Consider the following 26,893-nt stretch of genomic DNA (forward strand, 5'->3'; position numbering starts at 1 on the left):
TCCATGGTTCGACGCGGAGCCCGAATCGGATTGGTGTGTCACAACAGGCGGAGGGAGAGTGAAGGCCGGACCGCAGAACGCCTCTCGGCGCGAGGCCGCTCACAGCGGCGAATATTGGAGCCCGGGGTTACTGCGGCCCGACCAGAGACCAGTGTAAACGACTCGGATGCGGTTCGCGCACCCGGCGGGACGGCTCGCGGCCGATCAGTCCACACGGGTCAGGTGGACCGATCAGTCGGACGGGTCAGTCCAGCGAGTCACTGCGCCAGAGCCGGGCGCAGGAGCCGAACTCCTGGGCGGTGGTGGAGAACCGGAGGGCGCGGGTGGTCAGTTCGGTGGACCGGAGCGGTTCGGTCGTCTCCAGGTCGTCCGCGACGCTGGTGCAGCCGACGGAGACGACGCGGCAGAACGCCGCTGCGCGGTCGAGTGCCACGGCGAAATCCCCGGTGAAGATCCCCCGCAAGATCTGGTCGGCCAGGACGATGATCTCCGCCGTGCCCGTGGGCACTGCCGCCCCGGCGACGACCGGGTCGATCGCCACGGTGACCTCGGTTCCGCGCTGGTAGAGGAACGCCGTGCCCTCGGGATCCTGGCGGATGAGCAACCGCACCAGGTAGATCCGCCAGAGTGCCCCGGGCAGGCTGCGCGGCGTTGCCCGCGACCAGAGTTCGGCCACCGCGTCGACGCCGTTCTCGTCGGTGTAGGTCACGAGCCGCTCGACGATGTCGGGGTCAGGGTCGCTGCGCACGCGGGCCAGAAGCGCGTGCGCGGTTTCATGCGCCACCCGGCTGATCATTGCCGGGTCTTCGCCCCCCTGGAAGGACTCGAATTTGCTGCCGGAGAACTGGGTCGGCTTGTGGAAATTCTCGGCCATGGCATCCTCCTGGGCTCGGTTTCGTGTTCGCTGTGGGCACATCCGTCTCGTCTGCAGAAAACCCTCTCCCACGGTACCGAGAAAAACGGATCCGGAATCCCCTGTACATTATTAACCGCGGGCCTCTAGCTCAGTTGGTAGAGCAAAGGACTTTTAATCCTTGGGTCGTCGGTTCGAGCCCGACGGGGCCCACCCTTGTATCCCAGTGTTTACGCGGGGAATGCGGTCACTTTAGCGGTGGTCTCAACTTGCGCTGCCCACGGCGTGCCCACAACTGAGGGATCGCCGGCGGCACTCAAAGCGTCTCCAACCGCGTCCAGATCATCGTCGAACAAGTCGCTATAGACGTCGAGCGTCATTGCAGCCGACTTATGCCCGAGCATCCGCTGGACGGCTTTCACGTTCGCTCCTGCGGAAATCGCTAGGCTTGCGGCCGTGTGACGCAGGTCATGAGGCGTCAGTCGGGGAAGAGACGCGTGTGCAGCCATAAGCTTTTTTATGGCGGGGCTGAATGTTCGGCGACTCCAATTCCTGTTTCTCAGAGGTCCGCCTGCTGGCGCAGTGAACACTAGATCGTCGGGAGCCTTCCCCTGGCATCTGACTGCGAGATCTTCAGCTAGAAACGCGGGAAAGGGGACGCTCCGTAGAGTGTGATTCTTGGGAGTCCCGTAGATCAGTGCCGATCCGATCTCTACGACCGCCTGCTCGACGCTCACGCGCCGTCGGAGCATATCGAGATCACGGACCCTCACCGCGGCGACTTCACCCCACCTGAGGCCGGTGTAGCCGAAGAACAACACGAGATCACGATCAGTTCCGCTGTACGCAGCAAGCTCGTGCAGCTGAGCATGCGTCAGGTAACCGTGCTTGCGCGGGACAATCCGCGGGAGACGGATACCTTCCGCGACGTTTCTCGAGATGCGCCTATCCCTCACCGCGTACTTCAGCATCATGGAGAACACCCGGTGGTAGTACTGAACCGTTCGGGGAGCGACAAGCTTCACCTGTTCCGAGATCCAGGCTTGCAACCCCGAATGCGTGACCTCGCCCAGCGGCACACGTCCCCATCGCGGGATGATCTTTCCGCGCATGATGCTTTGATAGCCGAGTTTGGTCGAAGGTTTGAGTTGCACTTGTGCTGCGAGCCATTGCTCGCCCCATTCGCCCACAGTGACCCGCGCTCGACTCGCTTCAATGAAGTCTCCTCGGGCCTTCGAAACCTCGATCGAGGCAAGGAAGAGCTGCGCCTCCTTCTTGGTTTTGAAGCCCCGCTTATCCGTCTGGCCATGGTCAGGCTTCCGGTAACGCACCCTGTAGCGCTTCCCTGCTGACGTTTCATACGATGCGATCGAACCCATGCTGACTCCTATGTCTCAGGGTCGAACCTGGCTTGCGCCATCTCGACGGACGCCCACTCTGTTTCGACTCCGAATGCTTCGAGTAGGTGCGCTCTAAGCTTGTCCACGGCGGCCGCCTGCCGAGACCACAAGTCAGTGAGCTCCTCGACGCGTTCCGGTTCTGCATTCTTTGGGACGAGAACTTCGATCCGATGGAGGGTTCGAAGTTCGCTCGCTGTCGCCTCGCGTTGTTGAACCTGTGTCGCAAGTCGCCGAATGGCTTCAACTATTAAATGGCTGATGTACTGCTGAGGCGTGGCGTACCCGGTCCGATTTTGTGAGTGCATCGACACCCACTCATCGAACTGGGCAACTCTGGTTTGCTCGAGCGAAGAAACCAGGTTGGGCAGGTCCAAGCGATCCGCCGGACGGCCGAGGGGGGCCAGCAGCAGAAGCGGCGAGACCTCGAGCGCCCAAGCGATGTTCAGCAGCTGGCTCACACTCAAATCGCCCTTCCTGCCTGACTCGATGTTCCTCAAAACGGCTCCCGACATCTTGCCCTCACCAATCGCGGCCGCTAGCTGGTTCGTCGAGCTGAAGCCCCGCGCTTTGCGGAAGGCGGCTATCCGGCCCCCCAGCGAGTCCTGAACAAATCCTTGTGTCATTTCAACACCTTATCGCGATCCTAAGAAAAATATAGAACACAACTTGAGAGAACATCATGCTATGGTGCGCGCAGAGCGCAAATACCCTTTATTTTGCGTTGAATTTGGACCAAGGAGACTCCGTGGACACTGATTTCATCGATCCCGACACCGCGAGCGATATCGCCGGCCTCTCGGTCGCTGCCCTTGCGCAGCTACGCTACCGAGGAGACGGACCCCGCTTCTACAAGCCCACGGCGCGAACCGTGCGCTACAAGCGGTCTGAGGTGATCGCCTGGATCGAGGCATCAGCCCGTACAAGCACGAATCGGCCGGAGCTGATTGTCTGAATGGCAACAGGACGCCCGCTGTTGCACGAAAAGATCGCCGAGCAGCGCGTCTCTGTCTCTGACTCCGAGGCAGCGAGGGCGCGACCCCTGCCCATCGTTAAGAAGTTCATCGCGCCTTCACCGCGGTGCGAAATTCATGGAGCATCGATGACGGATATGGTCGCGATTCGCGACGCACCCCAGAGCTGCGAAGGAAACGGCCCTGACGCTGCTGAAACAGCGCCGAGGCCTACCAGTTCGGGCCAACCCGCTAGCTCAGGACCAAGGACCGGGAACCAATGAAATCCAACATCAGCGTAGCCGCTACCACCGCGATCGAGAGCGCGCAGCGGACCTTCGAATTTTCCACCAACTCCGACGTTGAGTGCATCGATCCGGGGAAGGCCCTCGAAGCGCTGGGCCTGGACTGCCAGGATGAAGCCGGGCCGGTAGCCACGGCGAAGGCAGCGAGCGCCGGGCACCCCGAACCCCTACTCAACGCCACGTTCGATGACCGGAAGGTTACGGCCCCCATCCAGATCGACAGGTGCGGCCGGCTCCCGGCAGACATGCTTATCTGCGGCAAGGGCGTCAGAACGGCGGCGCTGATTCAGGAGGGGTATATCGCTTCGAGCACTCCCTTGAATGCTCTCGAAGGATGGCCGAGGCTCTCGAGATCGAGTTCATCGGGCCGATCCCCCGCAAGATGCTTCAGGCCGACGACAACGCACGAGGCTGTGCGCTGATGCCCGCTGTAGAAGCTCGATTCGCCGGTGGGCTTATCGTAATCACGGTCGAGCTCTTCGACGTGACTGGAACGAAGATGATTAGTTTTCGAGCTCCCAGCTCCGAATTCCCTCTGTTCCCCAACGAGGCACGCGCGCTCGCCCTGCGGCTCATCGCGGCGGCGAAGGAAGCGGAACGTGCAGGGTGAATGGAATGCCCGTGACAGTAGGGCGGTCGGCCGCTGAGCGCCCTGAACAGACGTCTGGGGGCGATGTTCGCTAATGGCCCCCTGGTTCAAGGTCGACGACGGTCTTTCGTCGAAAGTCCAGACAACGCGAATCCCACGTGCACACAGGCGGGCGGCGCTGGGCCTGTGGGCGTTGGCTGGTTCGTGGAGCGCCAAAGAGCTCACGGATGGCCACATTCCCGAACACATGCTCGATGAGCTGACAGGAACGCCAGATGATGCCGCCTGGCTGGTCAAGGCTGATTACTGGATGGTGGTGGAGGACGGTTGGCAGTTTGTCGAGTGGGCTCCAGAGCAGCCGCTGCGTGAGGTTGTTCTCAGACGTCGCCAGAAAGACGCGGAAAAGTCCTCGACATGGCGATCACGTAACCGACCGAGTAACCCGGTTACACCCCCGGTTGCCAACCCGGTTAGTCATGCCCCCGTAACCTTGCCCCCGTCCCGGCCCAACCCGACCAGTGCTTCTAACGAAGCAGTTCATCTGCTGCCTCCTGCCGAACACTTGAATGCTCTCGAATCGGAATTTGCTGACTGGTGGGAAATCTGCTGGCGAAAGCAGTCCAAAGCCGAAGCGTTCAAGGCGTTCAGAGTTGCAAGGAAGGATACTGACCTAGCCACGCTGCTCGCTGGTGCACGGGCATACAAGCTGCTCAACATCGAGCAGGACAAGGCGCTCACGAAGCTCCCCGGCGGCTGGCTTCGCGATCGTCGGTGGGAAGACGAAGACCAGATCGCCTACACACGTTCCGACTCTGGAGACAGGCAATCGAAGGCCCAGCGCACAATGATGGCGGCCGAGATGGACGGGAGCCTGAATCAACGGCGGGGCGCGATGCCACCCCGACAACATGAGATCACCGGCATGTGCCCTTTGCACGCGGAGTACCCAGACCCATGCGACCTGTGCCGGCGCATCGCAGACGAAGAGCTCCCTGATCGAGTGCTTTGAGAACGAACGTCTCGGTGCTGAGCAAAAACTGAGTGCGCGCGGAGAAACGCGACTCTCCCAACGCACGGCGCTGAGGGCGGGTGCGCGCGCTCTTCGTTTTCGCAAGGGCGGCTTGTTCAGCCAACCGCTCAAATACTGTTGCGCCGCATGACAGTGGTTGCGCCGCGCGCCCGCGGGGGAAGACCCGCAAGAGGGAGTTCAACCCGAATTCGGTGACCATCGAGTGACGGATGACCTAGCCCTCGGAGTCCTTGGGCGCAGGTGGGCGGATCTTCCGCACCTCGGTGACCCCGCCCTGGTTGATGCAATCCTCCGCAAGGTCATGCACCTGCCAGAAGAATTCCTCCGGGGCCGCGTCAGCCACCACTGTGCGCTCCACGGGCGTGTACTGCGCCAACGGGGTGGAGTTGTCATTGAACACGAACCCCATGCCGTCCACAGTCTGGATGCTGAGCGGCGTAGAGCCGATCCAGCGGATACCGACACGCACGTCATACTCGGCGAGCCCCAGCCTTTTGCTCGCCGCCCTCACCAACCCCATAAAATCCGAGAGTGCAACCTCAATGGACATCGAGTCGATCTGGTGTTCCTCTAGTACGCGCCCGCTGCTCGTGCGCTGTCCGCCGATCCCAGTACCAAGGGTCACCGAGCCGTCATGGTGGACGGCAGCCCAGGATTGGCGCCACTTGCGCGAATCTGACAACGCGTTGTTTGGGGCCACCCATCGCCGCAGGCCGGGGCGCGGGTTCTCCCACTCGACCGACTCCAGCGGATGAACGCCGCCGCTGCCCGAGTACACCAAGGTGTTCTCAATCGCCTCTTGAAACATCTCGCGCGCCTGGTGCCGGTCGGGCCGCTGAAAAGCGGTAAATGGCAGCTGAGGATGGGCCACAGCGATGAGCCACGCACGCTGCGGCGTAGTCCAGTTGGTGGCTGCCTCGTCGTACAGGTTGTCTAGGGCCATGGTCGAGTGGCGGCGGTCATCGAACCGCGCTCGGTAGAGCGCCTCCACTTGGCGCTCCTTCATCCAGACCGTCATGGCGTCATTTCGGATGGGTGCACCGAAGTACTCACCTCGGTAGATCAGGTGGGGCACATCGGAGGTCGCAGGGATCACCACCGCCACCACTTGGTTACCGGTTTCGCCCACCCAATGCGCGCGGACATTGAACACCGGCGGACTAATCGCGGTGACTGCAGCGCTCAGCAGCGCAGCCTCGTACCGCTCATCGAAAGCGCCAACATGGACCCGTTGTGTGGCGCGCTTCTCGGTCTCCTTGACTCCGTAAACGAGCAGGCCACCGCCCCGGTTGGCCATTGCCGCAACATCCTTGGGGAAGTCACTCAATGGGAGGTCTTTGACGGGGATCAGCTTGCCCTTCCAGTCCAGATCATCGGTTTCTGAGAGCTGGGCTGCCACGGCGGCGTCAATCATCTCGTCATTGAGGGGGCCGGGGGCCAAGCCGAGGAGGCGGTGCAGCGCAGTGAACAGCATGAGCAATCATCTCAGGTGGGTCCACTCCCAGGGATGACCATTCCCAGTCCGGCCCGGTTCGATTTCAATGCGCGATCAGCCCCGGCTCTGAGGAATTAAGCGTCGCGCTTCTGCCGCTGCTGTTTCCCCGCATTTCGGACGCTGAGGCGAAGCTGATGGCTGAGTTCGTTGCGGTTGTTGAGGACAAGCGCAGCCGTCGACTCGATGACCGGCACCTCGGACGATGGCGCACCGGCCGCCTGCGCAGCACGGCCATGTCGGCATTGCTAGCTGGACTGTGAGACATTCGGTTGCTTTCCCGACGATCCCCACCTCTCCATAGGACGTGGAAATCAGATCCGCTTCGCGTCGAGCGTTGATCCGCCGAAGGCTATTCTGGCCGGCTGAGCTGCCCGTCGATGGTGCCGAATAGGGTCTTGTCTAGGTCTGCTGGGGTCCAAGAGGGCGTCTCCGAAAGATGTGATTGAAGCAGACGCCGCAGCAGCCATACGGCCACCCACTTCGCCGAATAGTCATTTCCTCCCACGTTGATGGTCGGGTTCTTGGGCTCAGTGCCGTGGACGATCTTTGACCTGTGGCCATAGACCTTCTTCAGAAGTTCGTATGCCAATCCAGCCTTCATACCCTGCGGCACCAGCGCCACGGATGCTCGCAGCCCCATCCGGTGCACCAGTTCGTCGTGCTCCTCGCCTAGCAGCGCCTCGATACCTATACAGGCATCGAGTAGCGCATCTTCATTGATCGATCGGAGCGATGATTGGAATAGCCGCCGTGCCGCTAGCTTCCCCCTCGAATGAGTCGCGCGCAGGCTGGCAAAAATTCGGGGCAATTCGGCCAGTTTGGCAGCATCGATTTGTTTCTGCTCCTTGTTCCATCCATGGTCAGCCAACTCTGTGGGAAGTCGTGACATCATGCTGACGCTTTCAATAGGTGGCAAGTCGGCCAGCCAACTATCAGCCCAGTCCTGTGGACGAAGGACGACCTGCACATATCCCACGCGTTGATCGGACGCAATCTCAAGCGCTTGAAAAGCCTCCTCGATTTCGTCCCCAAACTGGGGCTGCAATTCGAGCAGAATACGTCGGTAGAGCGGCCCCCGTGAATTGTCGAATTCACGGTTTCGGAGGACGACCGCATGCGTTGCGGCCGAGACGAGAAACGCATTGACCTCGCTATTGATCTCGACAGCTCTTGCCTGTTGAGTCGATTCGTCTAGCGGTTCAATCCAGACGTCATCCCCGAGTTGCAGCGGTTCGTTGAGTTCGAGTCGAACCAGAGTTATCGGGACCAGCACGTCGGCAGTTAGCCGAGGCGATAGCAGGGCACGCTCATGTTCGATGTAAACGTCGAGGACTTCCTCGCCCGTTGCTTCGGAACGCTCCGCGATAGCTGTGACGACTCGAATGACATCGAGCGCCACCAACGTCCAGGCGCCCGCTTTGTCGTCCGGGGATACCCCGAATCCGGTGATCTTGGCTCGTAAGTCCGCATCTTGCATAACGTATTCAATTGCCGCCTCGAGTTCGGGGACGTCCGCCGGCTCGAACTTGGCGGTCCCCACGCCTTTATTGGTACCGAAGAGCGAGTCCCAGTTCATCGGGCCTTCGGGGGAAGACCCAAGCTGGCTCGTCGACACGGAGGGCCAGCCATACGCATTCACTTTAAACGGTGGAATGTGCCGCCGTGACACGTAGCCGAGCTTCAGATCGGGGTCAAGGATCAGCCGCTTGACCCCATGAACTGCGGCCAGCACGTACTTGGAAAAATCGGCGTTGATCGGCTTAGTCACACACTCATCGTAGGAGGCTCCGTTCAGAGTGCCGAGTTGGAGCCGGGTTCGAGTAGAGATAAGAGCATTGGCCACGAGCGAAGCCAGGTGTGAGGCGTTGGCCGCAGCCTTCGGTCGGGATTGCTGACGCGCTGGAAGGAGAGCCATGCTGCACGCGATACATTTCGCCCGATTGCGCAAGCGAAGATGGATGGGCTCGAAGGGGATAAGGGGTAGCTAGTTGGGCCGTGGGAGGTCTCCTCGTCCATGGCCTGCTCCTACAGCGCCGGTGCGAGCGCGGATGACCTTGTCCTTGACCGAGGGGTGCCGACGTGTTCGAAACACGATATTCCTCTTGATGCGTGAACGCGTTCCTTTTGGGTCCTAACCGGCTGCGTGAGGGGCAAAGAGGCCCCGAGAAGAGGCTGCCATCTCGTATCCAGGCATTACTCCGGCGATCTAATTCTTCGAGAGGAGTTTCGCACCGTCCGACCGCAGCTCCCCCGCCGGTGGGACAGGGCGGCACAACGCCTGCCGTGTGATCCCGAGCTCCTTGCAGAGGTCGCCAACCTTCGTTTCTTTCTGACCCATCGCGGCCATGGCCAGGCGGACCTTGGTCGGCGTCATTTTGAAAGGCTGCCCGCCCGTCCTCGCCCGTGCTCGAGCTGCGGCGAGCCCTGCGACAGTGCGCGCAGAGATGAGCGCCCGCTCGAACTCGGAGAAAGCAGCAAAGATTCCGAAGACGAGCTTCCCAGGTGCGGTCGGGGTGTCGATCGCTGCGCTCTCTCCGGTGAGAACGTTGAGGCCGGCGCCACGGTCAGTGAGGGCGTGCACCGCGTGACCAAGTGACGCAAGTCGCAGCCCGCTTTCTCCTCCAGAGGCCTGCCGCACGGCTACAGAGGCCAACGTATGGTATCTGCTGAGTCGGCAGGATGGACGACATGAAGTTCGGACGACGACAGCTCACTCTCTACGAGCGGCGCGCGCGCGCGCGAAACGCGGATTGTGACCCCGAGACGTTGCGAGCTCTGGCCCGCGACCGGGACGTAGAGGTGCGGTCCAGCATCGCTGCTCATCCACAAACTGCGAGCGGAGTTCTGCGTCGGCTCGCCAGAACCCGCGACGTCGTGGTGCGGTGGCATGTTGCCATCAATCCGAGTGCTCCGCGCGAGGTCTTGCTGCAACTCGTAAGTGACATGGACCGATGTGTCCGGGTGTGGGCGGCCAGCAATGAGAATCTGCGCGCCAGCGACCTTTTGCCGCTCGCTCTCAACGGGGACAAGTTCACCCAGATCGGCGTCGCATGGAACCGGAATACGCCTCGCCAAACGCTTGTGCTATTGGCCTCCGACACCGAAGAGGACGTCCGCGATGCCGTCTTCCAGCGGTGGCAGATTACGAACGATACCCAGCGAATCGCTGACGCGTTTCGAGCGGCATTCCGCCCCAACCAGTACGAGCGACTTGGTGCGACTCGGCTGGTTGGCAGTGAATTCTGTGAGGTCCTCCTAGCGCTCACCGGTGACGAAGACCCCGAGGTTCGGCAAAGCGCCGTCGACAGCTACTTGGGTTCGATTCACATCGACTCACTTGCGAAGCTGGCGACCAGGGGTTCAGACGATATGGATTTTGAACGATTCATCGCGTCCGCGCGGAACAGCAGACCTAATGGCGACCTGCAGGCTCAAGGTGCCCGCAACTACGCAGACGTTGCGGTCGAAAAGGAACTCCGACGTCGCGCTAGTCAACTCGATTACGACCCCAGCGCCGCCGCCGGAATTCTCAGGGCCGCGACGCACGGGACCATGCTCGGTGTCGTGCAGTGTCTAGCGGAAAATCCAACCACTTCCGGGGTCCTCCTCGATTCAATCCTCCGTGAGTGGATTCAGCCGCAGGCCCTCGCGTCTACGGACGGGAACCACCCCAATCACGCGCTCTACTCCGATTGGACTGTCAAAGAGCTCGCGTGTTCATTGGCTGCTAACCCCAGCACCCTCCCCCAGAGCCTGCGGATCCTTGCACGACACAACAACTTAATGGTTCGCCTCCACATAGCAAAACGTGCGCGAGAGCCCGCCGTTGGACATTTGGCCCACGACTTTGAGGAGCATGTGCGAATGAGCGCCGCCATGAACCCAGAGCTCTCTCCCGACAATCTCACTCGCCTCGCTTCAGACGAGTCCCTCGAAGTTAGAGCGCGGGTCGTAGGGAACCCGAGCACCCCTGTCGACACACTTCGCGATGTAGTTCACTTGCATACGGCCATGCTAGAAAGGGCCAGATCTCAGCGTCCACCGGGGAGCTTCGGGCCGACGGATCGCGAGCGTTTGATCCTTTCGATCCTGGGAAACGCTGCATACAACACAGCGATGCCCGAGGATATCCTCGACGAACTCGCACGCACGGTCATCGGAGGCCTAGCGAGCAACCCGAATACTTCCCCCGACACACTCGCCGCTCTCGGCTTGAAAGGGAGGTCACGCGAAGACCTCGCTAAGAACCCCCGAACTCCGGTTGACACCCTGCGAATACTGACGAACTGGGCCCTCGCCGAGACCCTTTCATCAAACTATTACGAGGCACAGAGCCTGTTAACTTTGCTTGCGGGGATCGCCTCCAATCCGTCATCGCCCACTGAAACGGTAGGAGAGGTGGCCCAAAAGCTCACTGACTTAGATGTGGCAAAACTAGGGACGGTTGAGCTAGAAGACTTCGTCGCGCCGGCGACCTTCTTTAGCGCCATGGTGAACGCAATTCACGACCCCATGCGGTTCGGGCGGCCAGGAAACTCGCACCTTGCGGCGCCCCTGGCTCGAAATCCGAGAACCCCCAGCGATGGTCTCCGCCTCCTTGCAGAGCGCAGCGACCCAAGCGTACGCGAAGGCGTGGCCGGCAATTCCGCCACACCGCTGTCAGTGCTTCTGCTTCTCTCCGAGGACCCCGCCCCACCCGTGCGGAAGTCCGCCGCTCGGAATCCGAACCTGCCAACCGCAGTCCTGCATCGCCTGGCCTCCGATGAGGACTTCGGCGTGCGCGAAGCTGTCGCCGAATGCCCCAGGACGCCGGCCGAGTCGCTGACCCGCCTCGCATCCGACACGGTCCTTCGAGTGCGTATTGCAGCGGAGGAGAATGCGAAAACTCCTTCAGGCGCGCTCCTGCGCGGACGGCTTGCAACTGCAATGCACGTACAGACGGCTGCAGTCAGGCTCCTGGCACTGGCACTCGACCCGGAACCCGAGGTGCGGTGGGCCACTGCGGCGAATCCCAATACGCCTCCCGACACACTCGATGCGCTCGCGCAGGACGAGTTCACAGGCGTGCGTCGCGCCGTCACCGGTAACCGAAGCGCGCGTCAACGGACCTTGACGATACTCGCGGCCGACCCTGCGCTATTTGCACCCGACTCTACTGAAAGGCACCACTGACCCTCCCGGCAGGCGAAGTACAGTCAGTTTTCGCAACTGCATTCTCGAGCGGACGCCCGAGGCTCATGGTTTGGCCAAGTGCCGGTAGATCGTGGGGCGAGTGACTCCGAACTCCTCGGCGATGTGCTGGACGGTGTGAGCCCGCTTGCCGTCGGCGTCCGTCTCCTCATACATTTCGCGGGCCAGCCTGATCTGGCGAGGCCCGAGCTTGGGTTTTTGCCCGCCTGTCCGTCCCCGGGCGCGGGCCGCGGCCAGCCCATCGCGGGTGCGTTCCGACATCAGCGCATGTTCAAACTCGGCGATTGAGCCAAGGATCTGGAAGAACATTCGCCCGGTGATGCTGGATGTGTCGATGCCCTGATCCAAGACCACCAAGTCAACACCGCGCTCCTGGAGACTGTTCGATAAATCGATGAGGTTCTCCAGCGACCGGCTGAGCCTGTCGAGTTTGGTCACGACGAGCTGGTCACCAGGCCGGTTCGCAGAGAGTAGAGCCTTGTCGAGTTCGGGCCGGCGGGCGAGTGTTCCCGAAGCCGTGTCGAGGAATATCTGATCGCAGCTGGCCGCGGCCAGCGCATCGTGCTGGGCCTCAGGGTGCTGATCCCTGGTAGAGACCCGACCATATCCAATTCGCATGCCAGCAACGTATCACTAACCCGGTAGCGCGTTACATAGACGCGTACACGACAAGCATTACTGATACCGCCCCATGTTTCGGCGACCTGCAGAGCATGTCCTTGAGTGTCATGCAAACGATCGTTACCGTACGCCGCACTCCTTGGCGTCAGATATCGACGAATCCCATCGCCACCCCCGTTGGTCACACTTGTTCGGGGGTCTGTCGGACTGCTCTCCCGGCTGCTAAACAGAGGGGCGCCTGTATGGATGGGCGCTTGGGGGAATTGACGTGGGGCGACATGGGGCATGGTCCTAGAGACTGGAACCCGCCGGGATATTGGGACGCACCGGCGGCCAACACAATCACACGCCCCCGCAGTAGGTACGTTGCGACCCCGCCGCGCGCCCGGTCGAGCAATTTGACTGGCTTACTGGCGGTCGCCTTCGGCCTCTTCGCTACTCTCTTGCCTCTCGCGCATCCGGACGTCAGCACGGGGTTTCGTGGATTCGCATTCACCACTGCCGGCATCACAGCGATCTCGCTCGCGATTCGAGCAACGCAGCTCCGACGGGAAGGCCGAGCGACGAGCCGGCTACTGCCCGCAATCGGCGGCACTCTCGGTGTCGCCGGGACACTGCTGTCCATTTGGAGCCTGGCGTTCTTCTACGCACCAAACGCCGTACCCCCCATGCCGAGCCTGGCTTCGCTAACCGCTCTGACCCAGCCCATGGCCAGCGCGCCTGATGTCCTCCCACAGGCCATCCCGGAAGCAGCGGCACCGCAAGTAGTTCCCGACCCGCTCGCGACGACGCCGCTGGCCACCGCGCCACGTTCTCCGGAAGAGACTCGTGCAGCCATGCAGATGGCAGCCGGCACGATCTCGTTTGTACTCAAGAACCTAAGAACCCCTGGGCAACCATGGCCGACTGAGCTCCTCATCAACGCGGACAACATGGTCTCGACACCAGAGGGCCAAGCGCTCTTTCAAATCCCGGTGGGCACAACAGGCGGATATGCACGGAGCACTAGTGGTGAGAACTACCGCCTCACGATCACCGACGACTCCTCCGGTGCCGGCGTAACCTTCGATTCCGCAACAGGTCTCGTGACCAACAACTGACCCCACGATGAACAAAGCAACCGCGGGAAGCGCCATCCCTTCAACTCCGCGACGAGCTCCAGCCCGGTGCACATCGACGCCTGGTCAGAAGGCGCCAATCACACGAGGCCGTCCTTACCAACGACGACCGACGCGTCCGAGCGCACTTCCCCACAAACGAAATGAGTGACCGGCAGATGTCCCCCTACCCGCAGCAGCAGATCATCTATCAGCAGGTCATCAGGCCGCCCACCAACGGCATGGCCATCACCTCACTTATTCTCGGCATAGTCGCCATCGTGACGGGGATCTGGATCCCCATCCCGATCCTCGGGTTGGTCATGATGTTCTTGGCCTTCCTGCCCGCAGTGCTCGCTGTGATCTTCGGCCATGTTGGATTGCGAAACGCAACCCGCCTCGGCGGCATCGGACGTGGTGCCTCACTCACAGGACTCATCCTGGGATACGTCACCCTCGGTATCTCCGTGATCACGACTTTCCTGTGGATAGTCACCGCTGCGGCAGCATCAAGTTCAGGCCAATAGCCATCGGACCTGTCCCGCCGTCGTCGACCGCTATTAGCGTGAGGGCAACTCCAAGAGCCAAACCAGCAAGTGTCTAGGAATGACAAAAACGACGTTATCTGACGACTGTTCGACACTCCGACCTGACGTCCAGCTGGGGTGTACCCAGACCGACATATTATTCCGCAACGGGAAACGACTTGACATCGTGCCGGCTAGGGCTCATCCGAAGGTCAGGAACTCCGACCAAGCTCGGGCAGTCCCGAACGCCAGTAACGGCCAGCCAAGTCCGAAGGCTGGCGACGCGGCTACCGTTTTTTCATCAAGATTGGAAGAGGTTAGCCACGCCCTTGAAAACAACATAAAAGGAGTCTTCGTCAACGGATTCCATGAATTCGTCTCCGCTGCGCGCATAGGACAGCAACCCCGCAGCTTCCGTCTTACTGAGGCTTGATCCCTCGCTTAACTCGCCACCGGCTAGTTCCCTAACGCGTTCCTGGAGAACGTCCTTCACGAGCTCCGCAACTTTCGCCCACTCTGCGGAGTAGTTGCTCCACTCGAAGAAATAGCGCTCCCCCGTTGCATCCTCGTCCTCGTCGGAACCGGCAAGAAGGGCGGCGTCGGATTGATTCCACCCAATTTGCACACGGAGCGTATTCTCCTCCTCGTCATCGAAGATCAACGCGCCTTGCACACCGATTCCTGCGCCATCGCGGAACGGGTTCTCGGCTCTGATTTTGCTCACGATTCGGTCGGCTAGATCGTCAGCCTGACGCCAGAGCGCTTCGTAAATGGTGCTGCTAATCATGTGACTCCCCACCGCCCCGAATAAGCAGGGGCGGCCTCCTCGTTTCAATCAAAAACTGCTTCCGCATCGCTGATTCATCATGCATTCTCATCGAGGACGTCAATCGGCGGTAGAGCTGCGACGATGCCGACCGTCTCAAGGCTCACGGTGACGATGCGTGCGAGCAGGTCGATGATGTAGCGGGGATCGTCGACTTCGCGGCTGTAGTCGTTGGGGTCGTTGATGATTTGCGACTCTTTGTGGGTGGTCACCTGGTAGCGGTCCAGAATCCACTCAATCGCCGACTTGCCGTTCACCTGGTAGTCGTAGGCGGCCTCGGGTATGCCCGTGATAATGATCTGAGAGTTGTAGATGATTCCCGAGCGGTCCTTACGGCCCAGGAAGCTCATCTTTCCCACGCTGTAGTAATCGAACTGTTCCTCCCTCTCGGTAGGAGCTGCGGCCTTGCTCGTTTCGGTGAGGGTATGCGGGGCCACACCCTCGTAGCCGAGGTGCAGTCCAGCCAGGTCACGGCCGGCGCGGCTGAAGCCCCAGAAATCGGCCACTTTAGGAATGCGCGGCAGCATCTTCATGAGGTCGGCCTTATATGCGTCTCTATACGTGGGGCTGTGCAGCAGGCCGTAAACGTAATAGAAAATGTCTTCCTTGTTGAGAGATACCTCGGGAAAGCGCGTGCGATAAGCATCGAGTGTGGCGTCGGTGACGTTCTCGCGTCGGATGTAGCCATCGACGATCTCATCTCCGTCGTTGAGCATCGGAAATGTGCCCTCGGGGAGGGGCTCGTAGGTGTAGAGGCTATACGCACTCCCTGTATGGATCAGATGGAGATTCGGCACACTATCTGTGATGAATGGGCTGAATTGCTTCGAAGCTCCTGGGCTGCTCATGTAAAGCGCAATATTGGGATGCGCGGGCGTTGGGAACAGTTTCGGCAGCTGATACTGCCGCTCGTTCATCGTTCCCGAAAAATAGACAGATTGTTTACAGAATGGCCGGTATGTGCCGGACTGCACTGCCTGGTTCAGGAATCTATGATTCGTTTTGCGCTTCAGATCGTCCTTCAGGCCGCCACCCCACGCGATTTGAGTGGGGTCATTGCTCGGTTCAGATGCAAGGAGTTGCTCGTTATAGAACTCGATCATGCGCCGCATGTTGGTCTCCACGGCAGAGCGGCTGAAGTTGTAGCACCAGGCATCTCGGCTCGTGGCGAGCCCACGCGAGTAGGTCCCGAAGATTCCGGGGGTCATGGGCTTACCCTTGCTGGCCTTGTCGCCAATTGGCTGGTACGTGTCATAGATCTCGTCACGGTGATTGACCCAATCACCGTGCTCATTGGGCGTGATCGCCTCCCAGTCCGTCCCCTCAAGTGAGCCCTCGACCGCGAGGATGTCGAGCTTCTGTTCGCGGGTGAGGTAGTCGCCGATGTCGCGGTATGCGATCTCGGCCGGACCGGTGTGGGCCGAGTTCTTGATGAGCACACAGATTGCTACCTGAGTGCGCGAACCACTTCCGAAGACTTTGCCGCCCTCCTTGCGAGAGACCTCGCCGGAGGTGCGTTGATTGCCGCGAAGGTTATACACGAAGATGCGGCTGAACTCGCTGGCGAAGGTCTTGCGAATGCCGTCGGCGGTGTTGCCGTCGATGAAGCTGCCGTTCGAGACGAACGCGATCACGCCGTCATCTTTGATGCGGTTCGAGGCCCAGCGGATGCCCCGAATGTACGAATCGTAGAGGCTGTTCTTATTGGTGCCGGTCGACAGCTTGGCGTAGGTGTTCTCGATCGAGAGATCCAGCGCCGGATATTTCTGGTTCTGGTTGTTTTCGTTGGCGTTGGCCTGACCAGCCGAGTAAGGCGGATTCATCACGATCACGCGAATGTCTTGCGCTTTCTGACGTTTGACCCGCTCCGTGTTCTCGGGGAAGAACTGCGAGTCGTACCTGTTGTCGCCCTCGTTGAGCTGGAAGGTGTCGGTGAGGGTGAGGCCGTCGAACGGGCTGTAAGTGCCGGGCGTTGCGACGCCCGCTGAGGCGGCTACTTCGGCGTAGACCGTTTCGATGTTGATTGCGGCGATGTAATAGCTCAGCAGCACGATCTCGTTAGCGAAGAGTTCACTCGTGTACTTGCGGTGCAGGTCCTCTGCCTTGATGAGCCCCGATTGCAGCAGGCGGGTCAGGAAGGTGCCGGTACCGACGAATGGTTCCAGAATGGAGACGCCTTCATCGCTGAGCGTTTTGCCGAACTCCAGGCGCAGCGCGGCATCCGCGGAGCGGAGAATATAGTCAACCACCGGCACTGGGGTGAACACGATGCCGAGGCGGTCGGCCACGCGGGGAAACGCCGCGCGGAAAAACTTGTCGTAGAGCTCGAGAATGATCTTCTGTTTTGCCTCCGCGTTGTCGATGGCGGCAACCCTGTTGCGCACCGACTCGTAGAACTTTTCCAGCCCCTGCCGCTCGCGCTCGAATGCGGCGTTGGTATCGAGCTTGGCCAGAATGCCTTGCATGGCCACGCTCACTGGGTTGCGTTCGGTGAACTTGGCGTCAACGAACATAGCGTCGAATACCGGCTTGGTCACGAGGTGCTGGGCGAGCATTTCGATGGCCTGCTCGTCGTCAATTTCGGGGTTAAGGTTCTCCTGCAGCCCCGTTACGAAATCGTCAAACGCCTCCCGGTGCTCGCCTGCATCGGCGAGAAGGGTGCGGATGAGTGTGATGTGCTTGCCCGCGATGTCGGCGATGTCTTTGGCCCAATCGCCCCAGTACATGCGGGTCCCGCACTTGTCGACGATCTTGGCGTAGACGGAGTCTTTCCAGTCGTCAACCGGGAACACGAACTGCCCCTGCACGCTCGATTCGTTTTCGCCGGGGTCGTCGTCGTCGTTGGTCTTCTTGCCGATTTGGTCGGCGTTCTTCTTCGCACCGGTCAGGTCAATGGTGTCGATGATGATCGACTCGGGTGCGTTGTGGTTGAGCTCGATCTGGTTGATCGTGGCATCCATGCGCTCGTCGTGCGCCCGAAGCGCTTGCAAGACCTGCCACACCACCCGGTAGCGCTGATTGTCTTTGAGGGCTTCCGAGGTGGACATGCCACTGGGAATGGCGATCGGCAGCACGATGTATCCGAACTTTTTTTCGATGCCCGTCGCGGGGTCGGTGTAGCGGCGCATGACTCGGCCGACGGCCTGGATCACGTCGACCATAGAGTTGCGTGGGTTCAGGAACAGCACGGCGTCGAGGCTCGGTACGTCGACTCCCTCCGTGAGGCAGCGCGCGTTGGTGAGGATGCGGCACACCGGGTTGGTCGTATCCGTCTCGGCCTTCAACCAGTCGAGCCTTTCAGCGCGCCGGACGGCGTTGAAGCCGCCATCGATGTGCTTGACCTGCACCGTTAGATCGTCGGTGGGGTCGTCGTTGTCGAGGTTCGCCAGGTGAATGCGCACGAGATCTTCGAACTCGCCCGCGATGGTCTGTGACTGTTTGATGCTGCCGTTGAAGGCCACCGCGCGGCGCATGGGCGCCGGGTCGTCGCCGAAGCCTGCCTCGAGTGCGCCGGCCTTGCGTTTGGCCAGGCCATTCCAGCATCCGATTAGTTTGGCGACGTCTTCGATGAGCAACTCGTTGCTTGAATCAGCAAGCTGCGACTGGAACGCACTCGTTGCTTGTGCCTCGTCAACACCGAGCACGAGCACCTTGTAGTCGGTGAGCAGCTTCCTCGTGACCGCCTCACCGAAGCCGATGCGGTAGAACACGGGGCCGTAGAGCTCGACGTTGTCCATCGAGCAGAGCACGGCGTCTTTCTCTTTAGCGGCATCCTTGATCGCATCGTTGAAGATGCGCGGCGTTGCCGTCATGTAAAGGCGCTTACTGGCCGCAATTACGCTGTTGCTGTGCACTTTAACGAAGTTGGACTCGTCTGTGTTGTTGAGCGTCGCACCCGTGGTGCGGTGTGCCTCGTCGCAGATGATGAGATCGAAGTCCTGCAGGCCGGCCTTTTGTGCCGCCGAGACGGCCTCGATTGATTGGTAGGTGGAGAAGACCACCGTCATGCCTTCTTCGAGCACCTTCTTGCCCATGGCTGCAACCAGGGCTTGGCCGTTGGTCGTTGCCGGAATCTGGAGGTCATGGATCGACACATCGGTGAGATCGGCATTCTTCTGCCGTCCCACCTTGTTGTCTGAGCAGACCGCATAGGCGTGCATGGGCAGGCTGGTCTCGTCGGACCATTCCTTGAGGCTCTGCGACATGAGGGCCAACGAGGGCACCATGAAGAGGATTCGGGCGTGGCCCTCATTCTGGGCGAACTGCTCGGCAATCTTCAGCGCCGTGAACGTTTTTCCGGTGCCGCAGGCCATGATCAGCTTGCCGCGATCGGACGAGGCGAAGCCTGCCATGGTGCGCTTGAGTGCTTCGTGCTGGTGCTCCCGCAACTGCTTCTGTTCGGCCAGTTTTGGCGCTGTGGTGGGGTCGGTGATCTCGTAGCTGGCCCAGTCGATATTGGAGTAACGGAAGTCCGACAGGCCAATACGCTGCACTGGAATCTGTTGCCCCTCAAGCATCTCCTCGGCGTTGGCCGACCAGGTGCCTGTCGTGCTCACAATCAGGCGGTGCGAGAACGGGGACTTACCCGACGCCGCCATGAACGAGTCGATGTCCTTCTTCTGCATCGAGTGCGACTCGTCATAGAACTTGCACTGAATAGCCGTCACACCGCCGTCTTCACGATTCGCAACAAGGTCGATGCCAGTGTCCGGCTTGCCGTTGCGGTCCGGCCAGTCCTTCCACAGCCAGACCTGGTCGTACTGCGGCGCCTGCACTCCGTCGTTCTCGAGATACTGCCGCGTCATCTGCTCGAAGTAGCTGCCCTTCACCCTTTCCGAGTCCGAGAGGGTTCGATAGGACGTGAGCAGGTCATCAAAACTCAGCGCGGTCATGCAGTCTCCCCAGTTTGGTGCGTACCGCCCAAATCTATCTCTCTGATGGAGGGAGCCCACCCACCCGCTGCGGTGTCATGGAGCTCGCCGCCTCTCCAGGACGTCGAGGTGCAGACCTGGCCCTATGGGCGCAGGCGAAACCCGACCAATTCTCGTCGTGGCCCCGAATAGTTACGAAGGACGAACTAAGACTCATGTGGCGCAGATTCGCTACTTCTTCAGCAAGTCACCTGTGCATTCCCATGTGCACTGCACTCTTGTTCACTTCTCCCACCACCAGTACTTCAGGGTGCCAGCCTCGTCGGCTCGGTGTTTTGGGAGGGTTCCATGCCGCATCCTGCTCCGCACGCGAGTAGCCCACCCAGCGGCGAGTCGCTCTTCCTCCTCGTCGCTCGTCACGATCGGAGCGCGACCGACATGCTCGACAACTTCGTTGTACCGCTCGATCTGGGCATCCCATTGGTTTCCATGCGGGTCCAACTCGAAACTGGGAATACATAACAGGCGTTCTCGCTGGTAAGTGCATAGCGTGTCCCATGCGCCTCGGTGGTAGTCAACCCACTCCGCCAGCCTGGTTTCTTCCCGCGCGGCCTTGTCTCGAGGCGGGTACGCCCGTTTGTGCGGCGCGCGCTTGTATCGGACATCGAATTCGTCGAGCTTGGCGACGTTGACGATCCACTTGCGGACCTTCAGGGGTGCAGACACATCGTCGACGTGTCCGGTCTCCGTGTACTGAGTCTCTGCCCGATAGAAGTCGAGCGAGCGCCGATCGTCCTCGGAGAGATCCGAGTCCGGGGACTGGTCCAGTCTTTCGCAGCGGTCGAGCAGCGTCTGATACGCGTTGATATCCACCTGTTACAACTCCTCCGTGGCACACGGTGTGTGCCGTCGGAGGAGTCATGCGCGGAGGGTGAGAAGAATTTACCGGCGCGCGCAAAGAGGAAAATTCAGGGACCTGAAAGCTGTAGCGTCCCTGCATGAGCAACGTGTTGGCCCCGACAGAGCACCCCGACCCGCGGGTTCGCATCGAAGCGAATGGACGTGGTAGCCGTGGCTTCCACGTGGATGTACGCCAAGACACGCTGCCCCGTCCGGTCGAGGCTGATCGCGCGAACCTCTGGTGCTCTTGCGATCAGTGGGGGTACATCGAGCTGCACGCGGTCCTCGATGGGGTCAGCGCGTTGACGTTCTGGGACGGGCCGAGCACCCAGGTCCGGCAGAAGGCTCACCCAGCCGTGCCCGAACACTTCCTCGCCTGGTGCCGACGAGTCCACATGAACTTGGTCACGTCCTACTGCCAAATCGCCGAAGCCCACCTGACCCTGCAATCTAGCGAGAACGTCTTTGAGGCGGCGGCGGGTCAGAGGAACCAGGCCAGCTGCCTAATAGACAAATACCTGGAGGTCCTCGGTGAAGCCTGCCGATGGGGCGGCGTAGACAAACTGTGGGCGACCGGAGCCGTCGCTGACCGAACCGACATCGCAAGCACCGCAGCCGTTGAGTTCATCTTAGAAACCAAGGATGCAGCGTCGATCCGGTCTGCCGAAATCCTGCGGCGGTATTTCTCCCGAGTGTTGGGCCGGGACGTTTCCCTCATTTGGCGCCGACATCGGGTTGACAGCGAGCCAGCGCACATCACCATCAAGAAGACCCGCGAACTGTGGACGGCCGAGCAGTGAACACCTGGGAACTAGGCGATGGCTCAACGACGGTCGCATTCGCCGGCGACTGGCACGGCGTGTCAGACGGCGTATTTCAGGCCCTGAAACGACTCTCCGATGCAGGGATCACCAGGGTCTATCACGTCGGCGACTTCGCGATTTGGCCGGACAAGAGCGGCACCAAGTTCCTCAATACCGTCAACGGCTACGCAGAGGACCTGGGGCTTGGCATCGCGGTCACGCCAGGCAACCACGAAGACTGGGCCTACCTGGATTCAGCCCTGACGATCGTGGATCCCGAACCCTTTTTTGTCCGCCCCCGCATCGCTGTGCTTCCCCGCGCGCATCGCTGGTCACATGCCGGGCGCTCGTTTGTAAGCTTCGGCGGAAGCGCGTCTATCGATTACGAATATCGAACTCCTCGACGCAACTGGTGGCCTGAGGAACTACCCACCGGCGCCGATCTCGAGCACATCAAGGCCGGAGGGCGGGCCGACATCATGATCACTCATGACTCCCCGATACCGGGAACGCCAATGGTCGAGCAAATCCGTTCGAGTAACCCCCAAGGGTGGAGTGAGGCGGCTTTGGCCTACGCCGCCGGCAGCGCGCGAATGATCACGGACGCCTGGAACGCCGTTCAGCCGCACACGCTCGTCCACGGCCATTTCCATGTTCGGGACACGACGACTTTGCCCACCGGGCAACGCATTTTCTCCCTCGCGGCCGAGCAGGCCGTCGGCAACGTGATGGTTCTCAACCTTAGGGATCTGAGCACGAAGTGGCTGGAGGATCTCGGTGCCTAAAGGCAACGGAACGTACAGCCGTGGCACCGACCAGAGAGATTTGCTCACCCTCATGGACACCGCCACCGGTTGCTACGTCGTCACATCCGCGTCCTCCGCCCAACACACGATCGACTTCGACTCCGGAACGCTGACCCGGACAGCAGGAGAGCTCGGCGATGAACCGAACAGGCTCCGCTGTGACGGGACTCCTGTTGTGCTTCAAGCTGTTCTCTCGTGCACAGTCGGGCGCCCCGCCACGTTCCGGGTCAGGCTCAGCCCTGACCGGGTCATCGACACGGTTCGCACAACGACAACAGTCCTGCGCATCGAGCGTTACGTGAAATATCAAACTCCGGCCCTCCAGACTGAAGCGGAGAAGCATTGATGCGTGCCCGGCTGTATCTAGACGTTGACGGCGTACTCAACGCACGCAACGCGAAGTTCATCTGGGGAGAGGCGACAAGTACCTCCATGACGATCCATCACCCCGGGGGGTACACCGACGACTTCACCATCCACTGGGCACCAGACCTGATCCTCGCCTTAGATGTCCTCCGCACCAAATTTGATGTTGAGCTGGTCTGGCTGACCACCTGGAACGAAAACAACTTCGTGCTGTCACATCTGGTGCCGACACTCCAAGGCCTGGCGGGCGGCCGAGTGCTCCCCTACGACCCGCCATTCAGCCCGGTCATCGAAGCCTCGGGCTGGTGGAAAGGCCGAGGCCTAATCAAAGACCAAGCAGCCTCACCAACTCCCTTCATCTGGATAGACGACCAGGAAGTGTCCTTGCACGGTCAAAAGATCCTGACAAAGACAACAGGGACACCGTCACTCCTGATCCCCACCAGCCCCATAGCCGGTCTGACACCCGAACACGTTGAGCAGATGAGTGAATGGCTGGAAGGACTGCCTGACGATGCCAAGACAAACTGACAGTGTCCCTTCTTCGGAAGATGCCGACAGAGAGGTGATGAACGAACAGGCGAAGGATACTGAAGTCCCTGAAAAGCTTGAGCTGACTGGGACAGAAGAGGGCCTGTGGCGCGTTTACACGAGGGACAGCAGCCACATATTCGACCTAGACCGCGGAACCGTCACACGTGTTCCCGGCGCCAACGCACCGGCAAATATCAACGACGGCCCACGACGGCTGAAAGAAATCTTCACGTGCCGGGTGGGCGAAAGAGGCTATTGGACAATGCCAGGCGACTATCTAATCGACTTCCGCTTTAACCTCACCTCCACAATTCAACGCATCCAAAAGATCTCAGGCGATACATCCCAGCCGCCGTAGTAGCTGGGCTGGAGCTCAGCGCGCTTCGGGAACAGCGATCGCGACCAGAACCATCGATGAAAGAAACTCCGGAGGGAGCCTAGCTATGGAGACTGACGACCGCGACGCTGCGCTGGACCTCGCTCAGGAAATCTTCCGAATTCTCGACGCAATCAATACGCCAGACCCGAAGTGGCTTCACCGCCAGGACTCGGTTGCAGAAATAGTGAACGTATTGCTTAGCATCCAAGCGACGCGGGCCTCGCGCTCAGACGTTTGACTTCCACCGCCAAGCGTGGGGATGTGACCTGGCTGGAGGACCTCGATGCACACAGCGAACAGCGGTGGCATGGAGCAAAAAAGAGTCACTCACGCTCATGGACACCGCCACCGATAGCTTCGTAGACACGTCCGCATCCTGCACCCAGCACACGATCGACTTCGGCTCTGGGGCACTCACCCAGATCCCTGCGAAACTAATCGACGAACAGGTCAGGCTCCGCAGTGAAGACACACCGCTTCAGCTACTGAACATTCTTTCGTGCACGGTAGGGCACCATAGCGAGTTCATGGTCAGACTTCACCTAGACCGGCTCATCTACGGTTCCGACGAGAACAACGACTCGGTGTCTGACCGCAAGGAGTTTTCAATGAACGAAACCCGTCCGTGTGACCGCCAAGCCGGGGAGCACACCAAATGACTGTCGACGAGATCGTTGGCCCAGGCCAGTTCGGTACTTGGCGTGTGACCACGTCAATGGGTGACATCGCAACGATCGTTCTGACACCGGAGAGATGCATGATCCACGGTGAGTGGACACCCCTCACCCGCTCAAGGCATGGACTGCCACAGATCGGGCCAAGCGCACTGAGGAGCCTCTTGTGCAAGGTAGGCCAACCGCTGATTTGGACCACCCATGGCGGGGTTGGTGGTGTTGACGAATGGCGTGTCGGAGAAGTTATTCGAATTGAGCGCCGCGAATCCTGACGAATTGATGCTGGCTATGTCAACCCAAGTCGAACCCACCAGGGCAATCTAAGCCGGACCCACTTCGGGCGAAGCGGGGTGTCGCGGGTAACCTAACCGGGACCCACCTCCAGCTGTTGCGGTCATCCTCTGGGAGAATAGTGTCATGAGGATTTCCACCAATCCGAACGCCGGCGCAGTCCCTGAGGATTCGTAGTCGTGTCGGAGTGGTGGCAGGTTGTTGTAGGCGTCGTCGTCGGGCTGGTCCTGTTCTGGCTGGTGCTTGTCCTTGTGCTGTGGTTCGAGCAACGCAAACACTCGGGTCGTGCGTCGCTGTTGGATCTTCTTCGTCTCGCCCCGGACGTCGTGCGCCTGCTGAAGCGTCTCGCTTCAGACAGGTCCGTGCCGGTCGGGGTCCGGATCTGGTTGGGCGTGCTGTTGGTGTATCTGATCTCGCCTATCGACCTCATCCCGGATTTCATCCCGGTGTTGGGATATGCCGACGACGCGTTGGTCGTAGCGATCGCTCTTCGATTCGCGACCAGGCGCGCGTGCAGCGATTCCATCACGAAGCACTGGCCGGGGACCCCGGCTGGTCTGGCTGCTGTTCTGCGTCTGGCCGGGTTGCCCTCGTCCTGACTTCAGGTGGAACACCGCCCGGTCGGGCTCGTTCTGGTCAGCCCTCTCCGGCGAGCAGCCGTCGAACACGACGACTGCTCCTGTTGACCAACCTTCAGCGGGTCAAAACCTTAAGACCATCGTGTCCGAATTGCCGGCCCGTCCCGCGACCACGAATCCGTTGCTCACATACAGAGCGCGGGCCCGCTCGTTTTCATCCTCGACACTCAAACTCAGTCCCCGGAGGCCACGATCCGCTGAGGCACGTATGGTCCGCTCAAGAAGAACGCGGCCCACGCCCTGGCCCCGATGAGTGCTCACTACGCCCATGCCCAGCTCGGGGATGTCCTGGTCAACGAATCCATATCCGGGATCTTCGGAGGTCATAAACCTCGCCCACGCGGCACCGACCGGCTCGTCCGCCTCGTGTGCAAGGAAACCGAAGTCTGAGCTCCGTTTCCAATCGGAGAGGTAGTGCCACAGGTCGGGGGTATTCATGATCGATTGCAGAGTCGCAGTCTGCCGGTCCTGGCGCCAGTTAACTGCTTCTAACAGCATCGCAGCGAGAAAATCGATGTCCTCAGTTGAAGCATCGCGGATATGCAAGGTCATGACAGTGTTCCTCAATTCAGACAAGTGGCTAGGTCGATTTGTCGACATGGATTTGCGCGCTTATCGAAGGAACATGTCTCGAGTGTTGCAGTCATTGCGCGTGACGTCCAGCCTCAAACACTCGGGTTCTACCTAGGCAATGGACGAACGCTTTGCCGGCGATTCTTCGTGAACCTCGGCTTCTGCTGTGCTGAGTTTGACCACGGGGCGAATCATCGCCACGCGCGGCCAGGCTTCGAGCCCCCGCGCAGCTTCTGTATCCATTCGAGCGCCCATCGCCGGTCCCCAGACACGTGGCAAGAAAGCACGGAAGCCGAGGCGCTCGTAGTATGGCGCGTTCCACGGAACGTCTCGGAACGTGGTCAGCGTCACAGTGGGGAGTCCACGTTCCCAAGCCCAAGAGTCAGCCGCAAGAATCAGATGCGCTCCGATGCCCTGGCGCGCATGCTTCGGGTGGACCGTGATCTGCTCGATGTGGGCAGCGCCGTCCACCTGCTCGAGTAGCAGGTAGGCGACGATCACACCGTCGACCAGCCACACAAACGCTCCGTGGTCGGTGACGAAGCGCTGGAAATCCTGCCTGCTGATCGGTTGATCATCGGCGACTATCGGCATGTTGATGTTGCGGAACAACTCGCCGGAGGCTCGCTCGATCTCAGTGATCCGGAAGTGGTCCTCGAGACTGGAAAGACGTCGCACCGTTCGATCCTCCCACTCCAGCTCCGGACCTACCCGGAGGCCGAACCCTCATCGCGCAGTCTTGGACGGGGTGCCGGGGAATTCGAGCCAGCGCCATGATTGATCCTGGAACACGAGGGAGCGATGCCAATAGTTGGACCAGACCCATAACGCGTCCACCTCTTCGAACCCATGCGGCGGGCGTACAGGGGGTTCGAAGTCATCGGTGAAGAACCGCGCTGGCAACACTTCATCGAGCGGCACCAAGAACAGGTGCCGTTCCGAAACATCAGCTGCGTTTCTCACCTTTCGGATGTGGGAAGCCATGTGCGGTTGGTCGTGCCAGCTTGTCACAATGGCCGAGAAGTCGCCCGGTGTGGAATCCACGAACGGTCACGTCCCGCGGAGTGGTGGAGTTTCTCGACACCGTGCGGGTCAGTGGTTCCAGTTTAGGCGGCGGCGAGTTCGGGGAGTATCACCGCCTCGTCGAGGACTTCGATGGGGTTGTTCATGGTGGC

Annotated in this window: 25 protein-coding genes, 1 tRNA gene and 1 pseudogene; 14 read left to right on the forward strand and 13 right to left on the reverse strand. The window is 60.5% G+C overall.

Annotated features, from left to right (window positions below; all coding sequences use genetic code 11):
• Positions 1-244 precede the first annotated feature (244 nt).
• Positions 245-874 (reverse strand): DNA-directed RNA polymerase subunit beta, encoded by a 630-nt coding sequence (locus tag E3O18_RS05020; protein WP_134395052.1) that lies wholly within the window; start codon positions 872-874, stop codon positions 245-247.
• Between the two features lie 119 nt (positions 875-993).
• Here E3O18_RS05020 and E3O18_RS05025 point away from each other — a divergent pair.
• Positions 994-1,066: transfer RNA gene (locus tag E3O18_RS05025), tRNA-Lys, on the forward strand.
• Between the two features lie 17 nt (positions 1,067-1,083).
• On the opposite strand, the gene E3O18_RS05030 is transcribed toward E3O18_RS05025, so the two are convergent.
• Both E3O18_RS05030 and E3O18_RS05035 read right to left on the reverse strand, forming a co-directional pair.
• Entirely contained in the window at positions 1,084-2,232 is a 1,149-nt protein-coding gene (locus E3O18_RS05030) for a tyrosine-type recombinase/integrase (RefSeq protein ID WP_134417638.1), read from the reverse strand.
• 8 nt (positions 2,233-2,240) lie between these two features.
• The gene (locus tag E3O18_RS05035; protein WP_134417639.1) at positions 2,241-2,876 is read right to left on the reverse strand and encodes a helix-turn-helix transcriptional regulator; all 636 of its coding nucleotides are present in this window, start codon (positions 2,874-2,876) and stop codon (positions 2,241-2,243) included.
• Positions 2,877-2,998: 122 nt separating this feature from the next.
• Here E3O18_RS05035 and E3O18_RS05040 point away from each other — a divergent pair, with 122 nt between their 5' ends.
• From E3O18_RS05040 to E3O18_RS05050, 3 genes are all read left to right on the forward strand, one after another.
• On the forward strand, positions 2,999-3,205 hold the full coding sequence (locus E3O18_RS05040) for a hypothetical protein (RefSeq protein ID WP_241978121.1): 207 nt from the start codon (positions 2,999-3,001) through the stop codon (positions 3,203-3,205).
• Between the two features lie 637 nt (positions 3,206-3,842).
• Positions 3,843-4,118: a hypothetical protein gene (locus E3O18_RS05045; RefSeq protein WP_134417641.1), complete on the forward strand. Its 276-nt coding sequence runs from the start codon at positions 3,843-3,845 to the stop codon at positions 4,116-4,118.
• Between the two features lie 73 nt (positions 4,119-4,191).
• On the forward strand, positions 4,192-5,106 hold the full coding sequence (locus E3O18_RS05050; protein ID WP_134417642.1) for a hypothetical protein: 915 nt from the start codon (positions 4,192-4,194) through the stop codon (positions 5,104-5,106).
• A gap of 235 nt (positions 5,107-5,341) precedes the next feature.
• Here the strand turns inward: E3O18_RS05050 and E3O18_RS05055 are convergent, their stop codons facing one another.
• On the reverse strand, positions 5,342-6,601 hold the full coding sequence (locus E3O18_RS05055; RefSeq protein ID WP_134417643.1) for an ATP-binding protein: 1,260 nt from the start codon (positions 6,599-6,601) through the stop codon (positions 5,342-5,344).
• Between the two features lie 155 nt (positions 6,602-6,756).
• Here E3O18_RS05055 and E3O18_RS16745 point away from each other — a divergent pair, with 155 nt between their 5' ends.
• Complete coding sequence (locus tag E3O18_RS16745; RefSeq protein WP_277870883.1) at positions 6,757-6,882, forward strand: hypothetical protein; 126 nt, start codon at positions 6,757-6,759, stop codon at positions 6,880-6,882.
• Positions 6,883-6,971: 89 nt separating this feature from the next.
• Here E3O18_RS16745 and E3O18_RS05060 read toward each other — a convergent pair whose 3' ends face one another.
• Positions 6,972-8,390 carry a HEPN domain-containing protein gene (locus E3O18_RS05060; RefSeq protein ID WP_134417644.1) on the reverse strand — a complete coding sequence of 473 codons (1,419 nt, stop codon included), beginning with the start codon at positions 8,388-8,390 and terminating at the stop codon, positions 6,972-6,974.
• 438 nt (positions 8,391-8,828) lie between these two features.
• Positions 8,829-9,241 (reverse strand): annotated as a pseudogene (locus E3O18_RS05065) (recombinase family protein); the annotation flags it as partial.
• Positions 9,242-9,301: 60 nt separating this feature from the next.
• Between E3O18_RS05065 and E3O18_RS05070 the strand changes: the two are divergent.
• Complete coding sequence (locus E3O18_RS05070) at positions 9,302-11,794, forward strand: hypothetical protein (RefSeq protein WP_134417646.1); 2,493 nt, start codon at positions 9,302-9,304, stop codon at positions 11,792-11,794.
• A 63-nt stretch (positions 11,795-11,857) separates the two neighbouring features.
• Here E3O18_RS05070 and E3O18_RS05075 read toward each other — a convergent pair whose 3' ends face one another.
• Complete coding sequence (locus E3O18_RS05075; protein ID WP_134417648.1) at positions 11,858-12,430, reverse strand: recombinase family protein; 573 nt, start codon at positions 12,428-12,430, stop codon at positions 11,858-11,860.
• A 710-nt stretch (positions 12,431-13,140) separates the two neighbouring features.
• On the opposite strand from E3O18_RS05075, the gene E3O18_RS05080 reads away from it, so the two are divergent.
• Both E3O18_RS05080 and E3O18_RS05085 read left to right on the forward strand, forming a co-directional pair.
• The gene (locus E3O18_RS05080; RefSeq protein ID WP_134417649.1) at positions 13,141-13,533 is read left to right on the forward strand and encodes a hypothetical protein; all 393 of its coding nucleotides are present in this window, start codon (positions 13,141-13,143) and stop codon (positions 13,531-13,533) included.
• Between the two features lie 176 nt (positions 13,534-13,709).
• A complete protein-coding gene (locus tag E3O18_RS05085) occupies positions 13,710-14,057 on the forward strand; it encodes a DUF4190 domain-containing protein (RefSeq protein WP_166784879.1) in 348 nt (115 codons plus the stop codon).
• Positions 14,058-14,358: 301 nt separating this feature from the next.
• Here E3O18_RS05085 and E3O18_RS05090 read toward each other — a convergent pair whose 3' ends face one another.
• The 3 genes from E3O18_RS05090 to E3O18_RS05100 all read right to left on the reverse strand — a co-directional run bounded on the left by E3O18_RS05090 (position 14,359) and on the right by E3O18_RS05100 (position 20,627).
• On the reverse strand, positions 14,359-14,844 hold the full coding sequence (locus E3O18_RS05090; RefSeq protein ID WP_134417651.1) for a hypothetical protein: 486 nt from the start codon (positions 14,842-14,844) through the stop codon (positions 14,359-14,361).
• 77 nt (positions 14,845-14,921) lie between these two features.
• A complete protein-coding gene (locus tag E3O18_RS05095; RefSeq protein WP_134417652.1) occupies positions 14,922-19,775 on the reverse strand; it encodes a type ISP restriction/modification enzyme in 4,854 nt (1,617 codons plus the stop codon).
• 261 nt (positions 19,776-20,036) lie between these two features.
• Positions 20,037-20,627 carry a hypothetical protein gene (locus E3O18_RS05100; protein WP_134417653.1) on the reverse strand — a complete coding sequence of 197 codons (591 nt, stop codon included), beginning with the start codon at positions 20,625-20,627 and terminating at the stop codon, positions 20,037-20,039.
• A 125-nt stretch (positions 20,628-20,752) separates the two neighbouring features.
• Here E3O18_RS05100 and E3O18_RS05105 point away from each other — a divergent pair, with 125 nt between their 5' ends.
• The 6 genes from E3O18_RS05105 (at position 20,753) to E3O18_RS05130 (ending at position 25,106) form a co-directional block, all read left to right on the forward strand.
• Complete coding sequence (locus E3O18_RS05105; protein WP_134417655.1) at positions 20,753-21,454, forward strand: hypothetical protein; 702 nt, start codon at positions 20,753-20,755, stop codon at positions 21,452-21,454.
• The gene (locus tag E3O18_RS05110) at positions 21,451-22,242 is read left to right on the forward strand and encodes a metallophosphoesterase (protein ID WP_166784880.1); all 792 of its coding nucleotides are present in this window, start codon (positions 21,451-21,453) and stop codon (positions 22,240-22,242) included. Before E3O18_RS05105 ends, E3O18_RS05110 begins: the two co-directional genes overlap by 4 nt.
• A 366-nt stretch (positions 22,243-22,608) precedes the next feature.
• Complete coding sequence (locus tag E3O18_RS05115; RefSeq protein ID WP_134417657.1) at positions 22,609-23,160, forward strand: HAD domain-containing protein; 552 nt, start codon at positions 22,609-22,611, stop codon at positions 23,158-23,160.
• Positions 23,144-23,521 carry a hypothetical protein gene (locus E3O18_RS05120; RefSeq protein WP_134417658.1) on the forward strand — a complete coding sequence of 126 codons (378 nt, stop codon included), beginning with the start codon at positions 23,144-23,146 and terminating at the stop codon, positions 23,519-23,521. Before E3O18_RS05115 ends, E3O18_RS05120 begins: the two co-directional genes overlap by 17 nt.
• A 356-nt stretch (positions 23,522-23,877) precedes the next feature.
• On the forward strand, positions 23,878-24,201 hold the full coding sequence (locus tag E3O18_RS05125) for a hypothetical protein (RefSeq protein WP_134417659.1): 324 nt from the start codon (positions 23,878-23,880) through the stop codon (positions 24,199-24,201).
• 485 nt (positions 24,202-24,686) lie between these two features.
• Positions 24,687-25,106 carry a YkvA family protein gene (locus E3O18_RS05130; RefSeq protein ID WP_134417660.1) on the forward strand — a complete coding sequence of 140 codons (420 nt, stop codon included), beginning with the start codon at positions 24,687-24,689 and terminating at the stop codon, positions 25,104-25,106.
• 102 nt (positions 25,107-25,208) lie between these two features.
• Here E3O18_RS05130 and E3O18_RS05135 read toward each other — a convergent pair whose 3' ends face one another.
• From E3O18_RS05135 to E3O18_RS05145, 3 genes are all read right to left on the reverse strand, one after another.
• On the reverse strand, positions 25,209-25,697 hold the full coding sequence (locus tag E3O18_RS05135) for a GNAT family N-acetyltransferase (protein ID WP_134417662.1): 489 nt from the start codon (positions 25,695-25,697) through the stop codon (positions 25,209-25,211).
• A 132-nt stretch (positions 25,698-25,829) separates the two neighbouring features.
• Positions 25,830-26,396 (reverse strand): GNAT family N-acetyltransferase, encoded by a 567-nt coding sequence (locus E3O18_RS05140; RefSeq protein WP_134417663.1) that lies wholly within the window; start codon positions 26,394-26,396, stop codon positions 25,830-25,832.
• 48 nt (positions 26,397-26,444) lie between these two features.
• Complete coding sequence (locus E3O18_RS05145) at positions 26,445-26,762, reverse strand: hypothetical protein (protein ID WP_134417664.1); 318 nt, start codon at positions 26,760-26,762, stop codon at positions 26,445-26,447.
• Between the last annotated feature and the right edge of the window lie 131 nt (positions 26,763-26,893).

This window comes from Cryobacterium sp. TMT2-42-4 (assembly GCF_004402645.1).
In the GTDB taxonomy this organism is placed as follows: domain Bacteria; phylum Actinomycetota; class Actinomycetes; order Actinomycetales; family Microbacteriaceae; genus Cryobacterium; species Cryobacterium sandaracinum.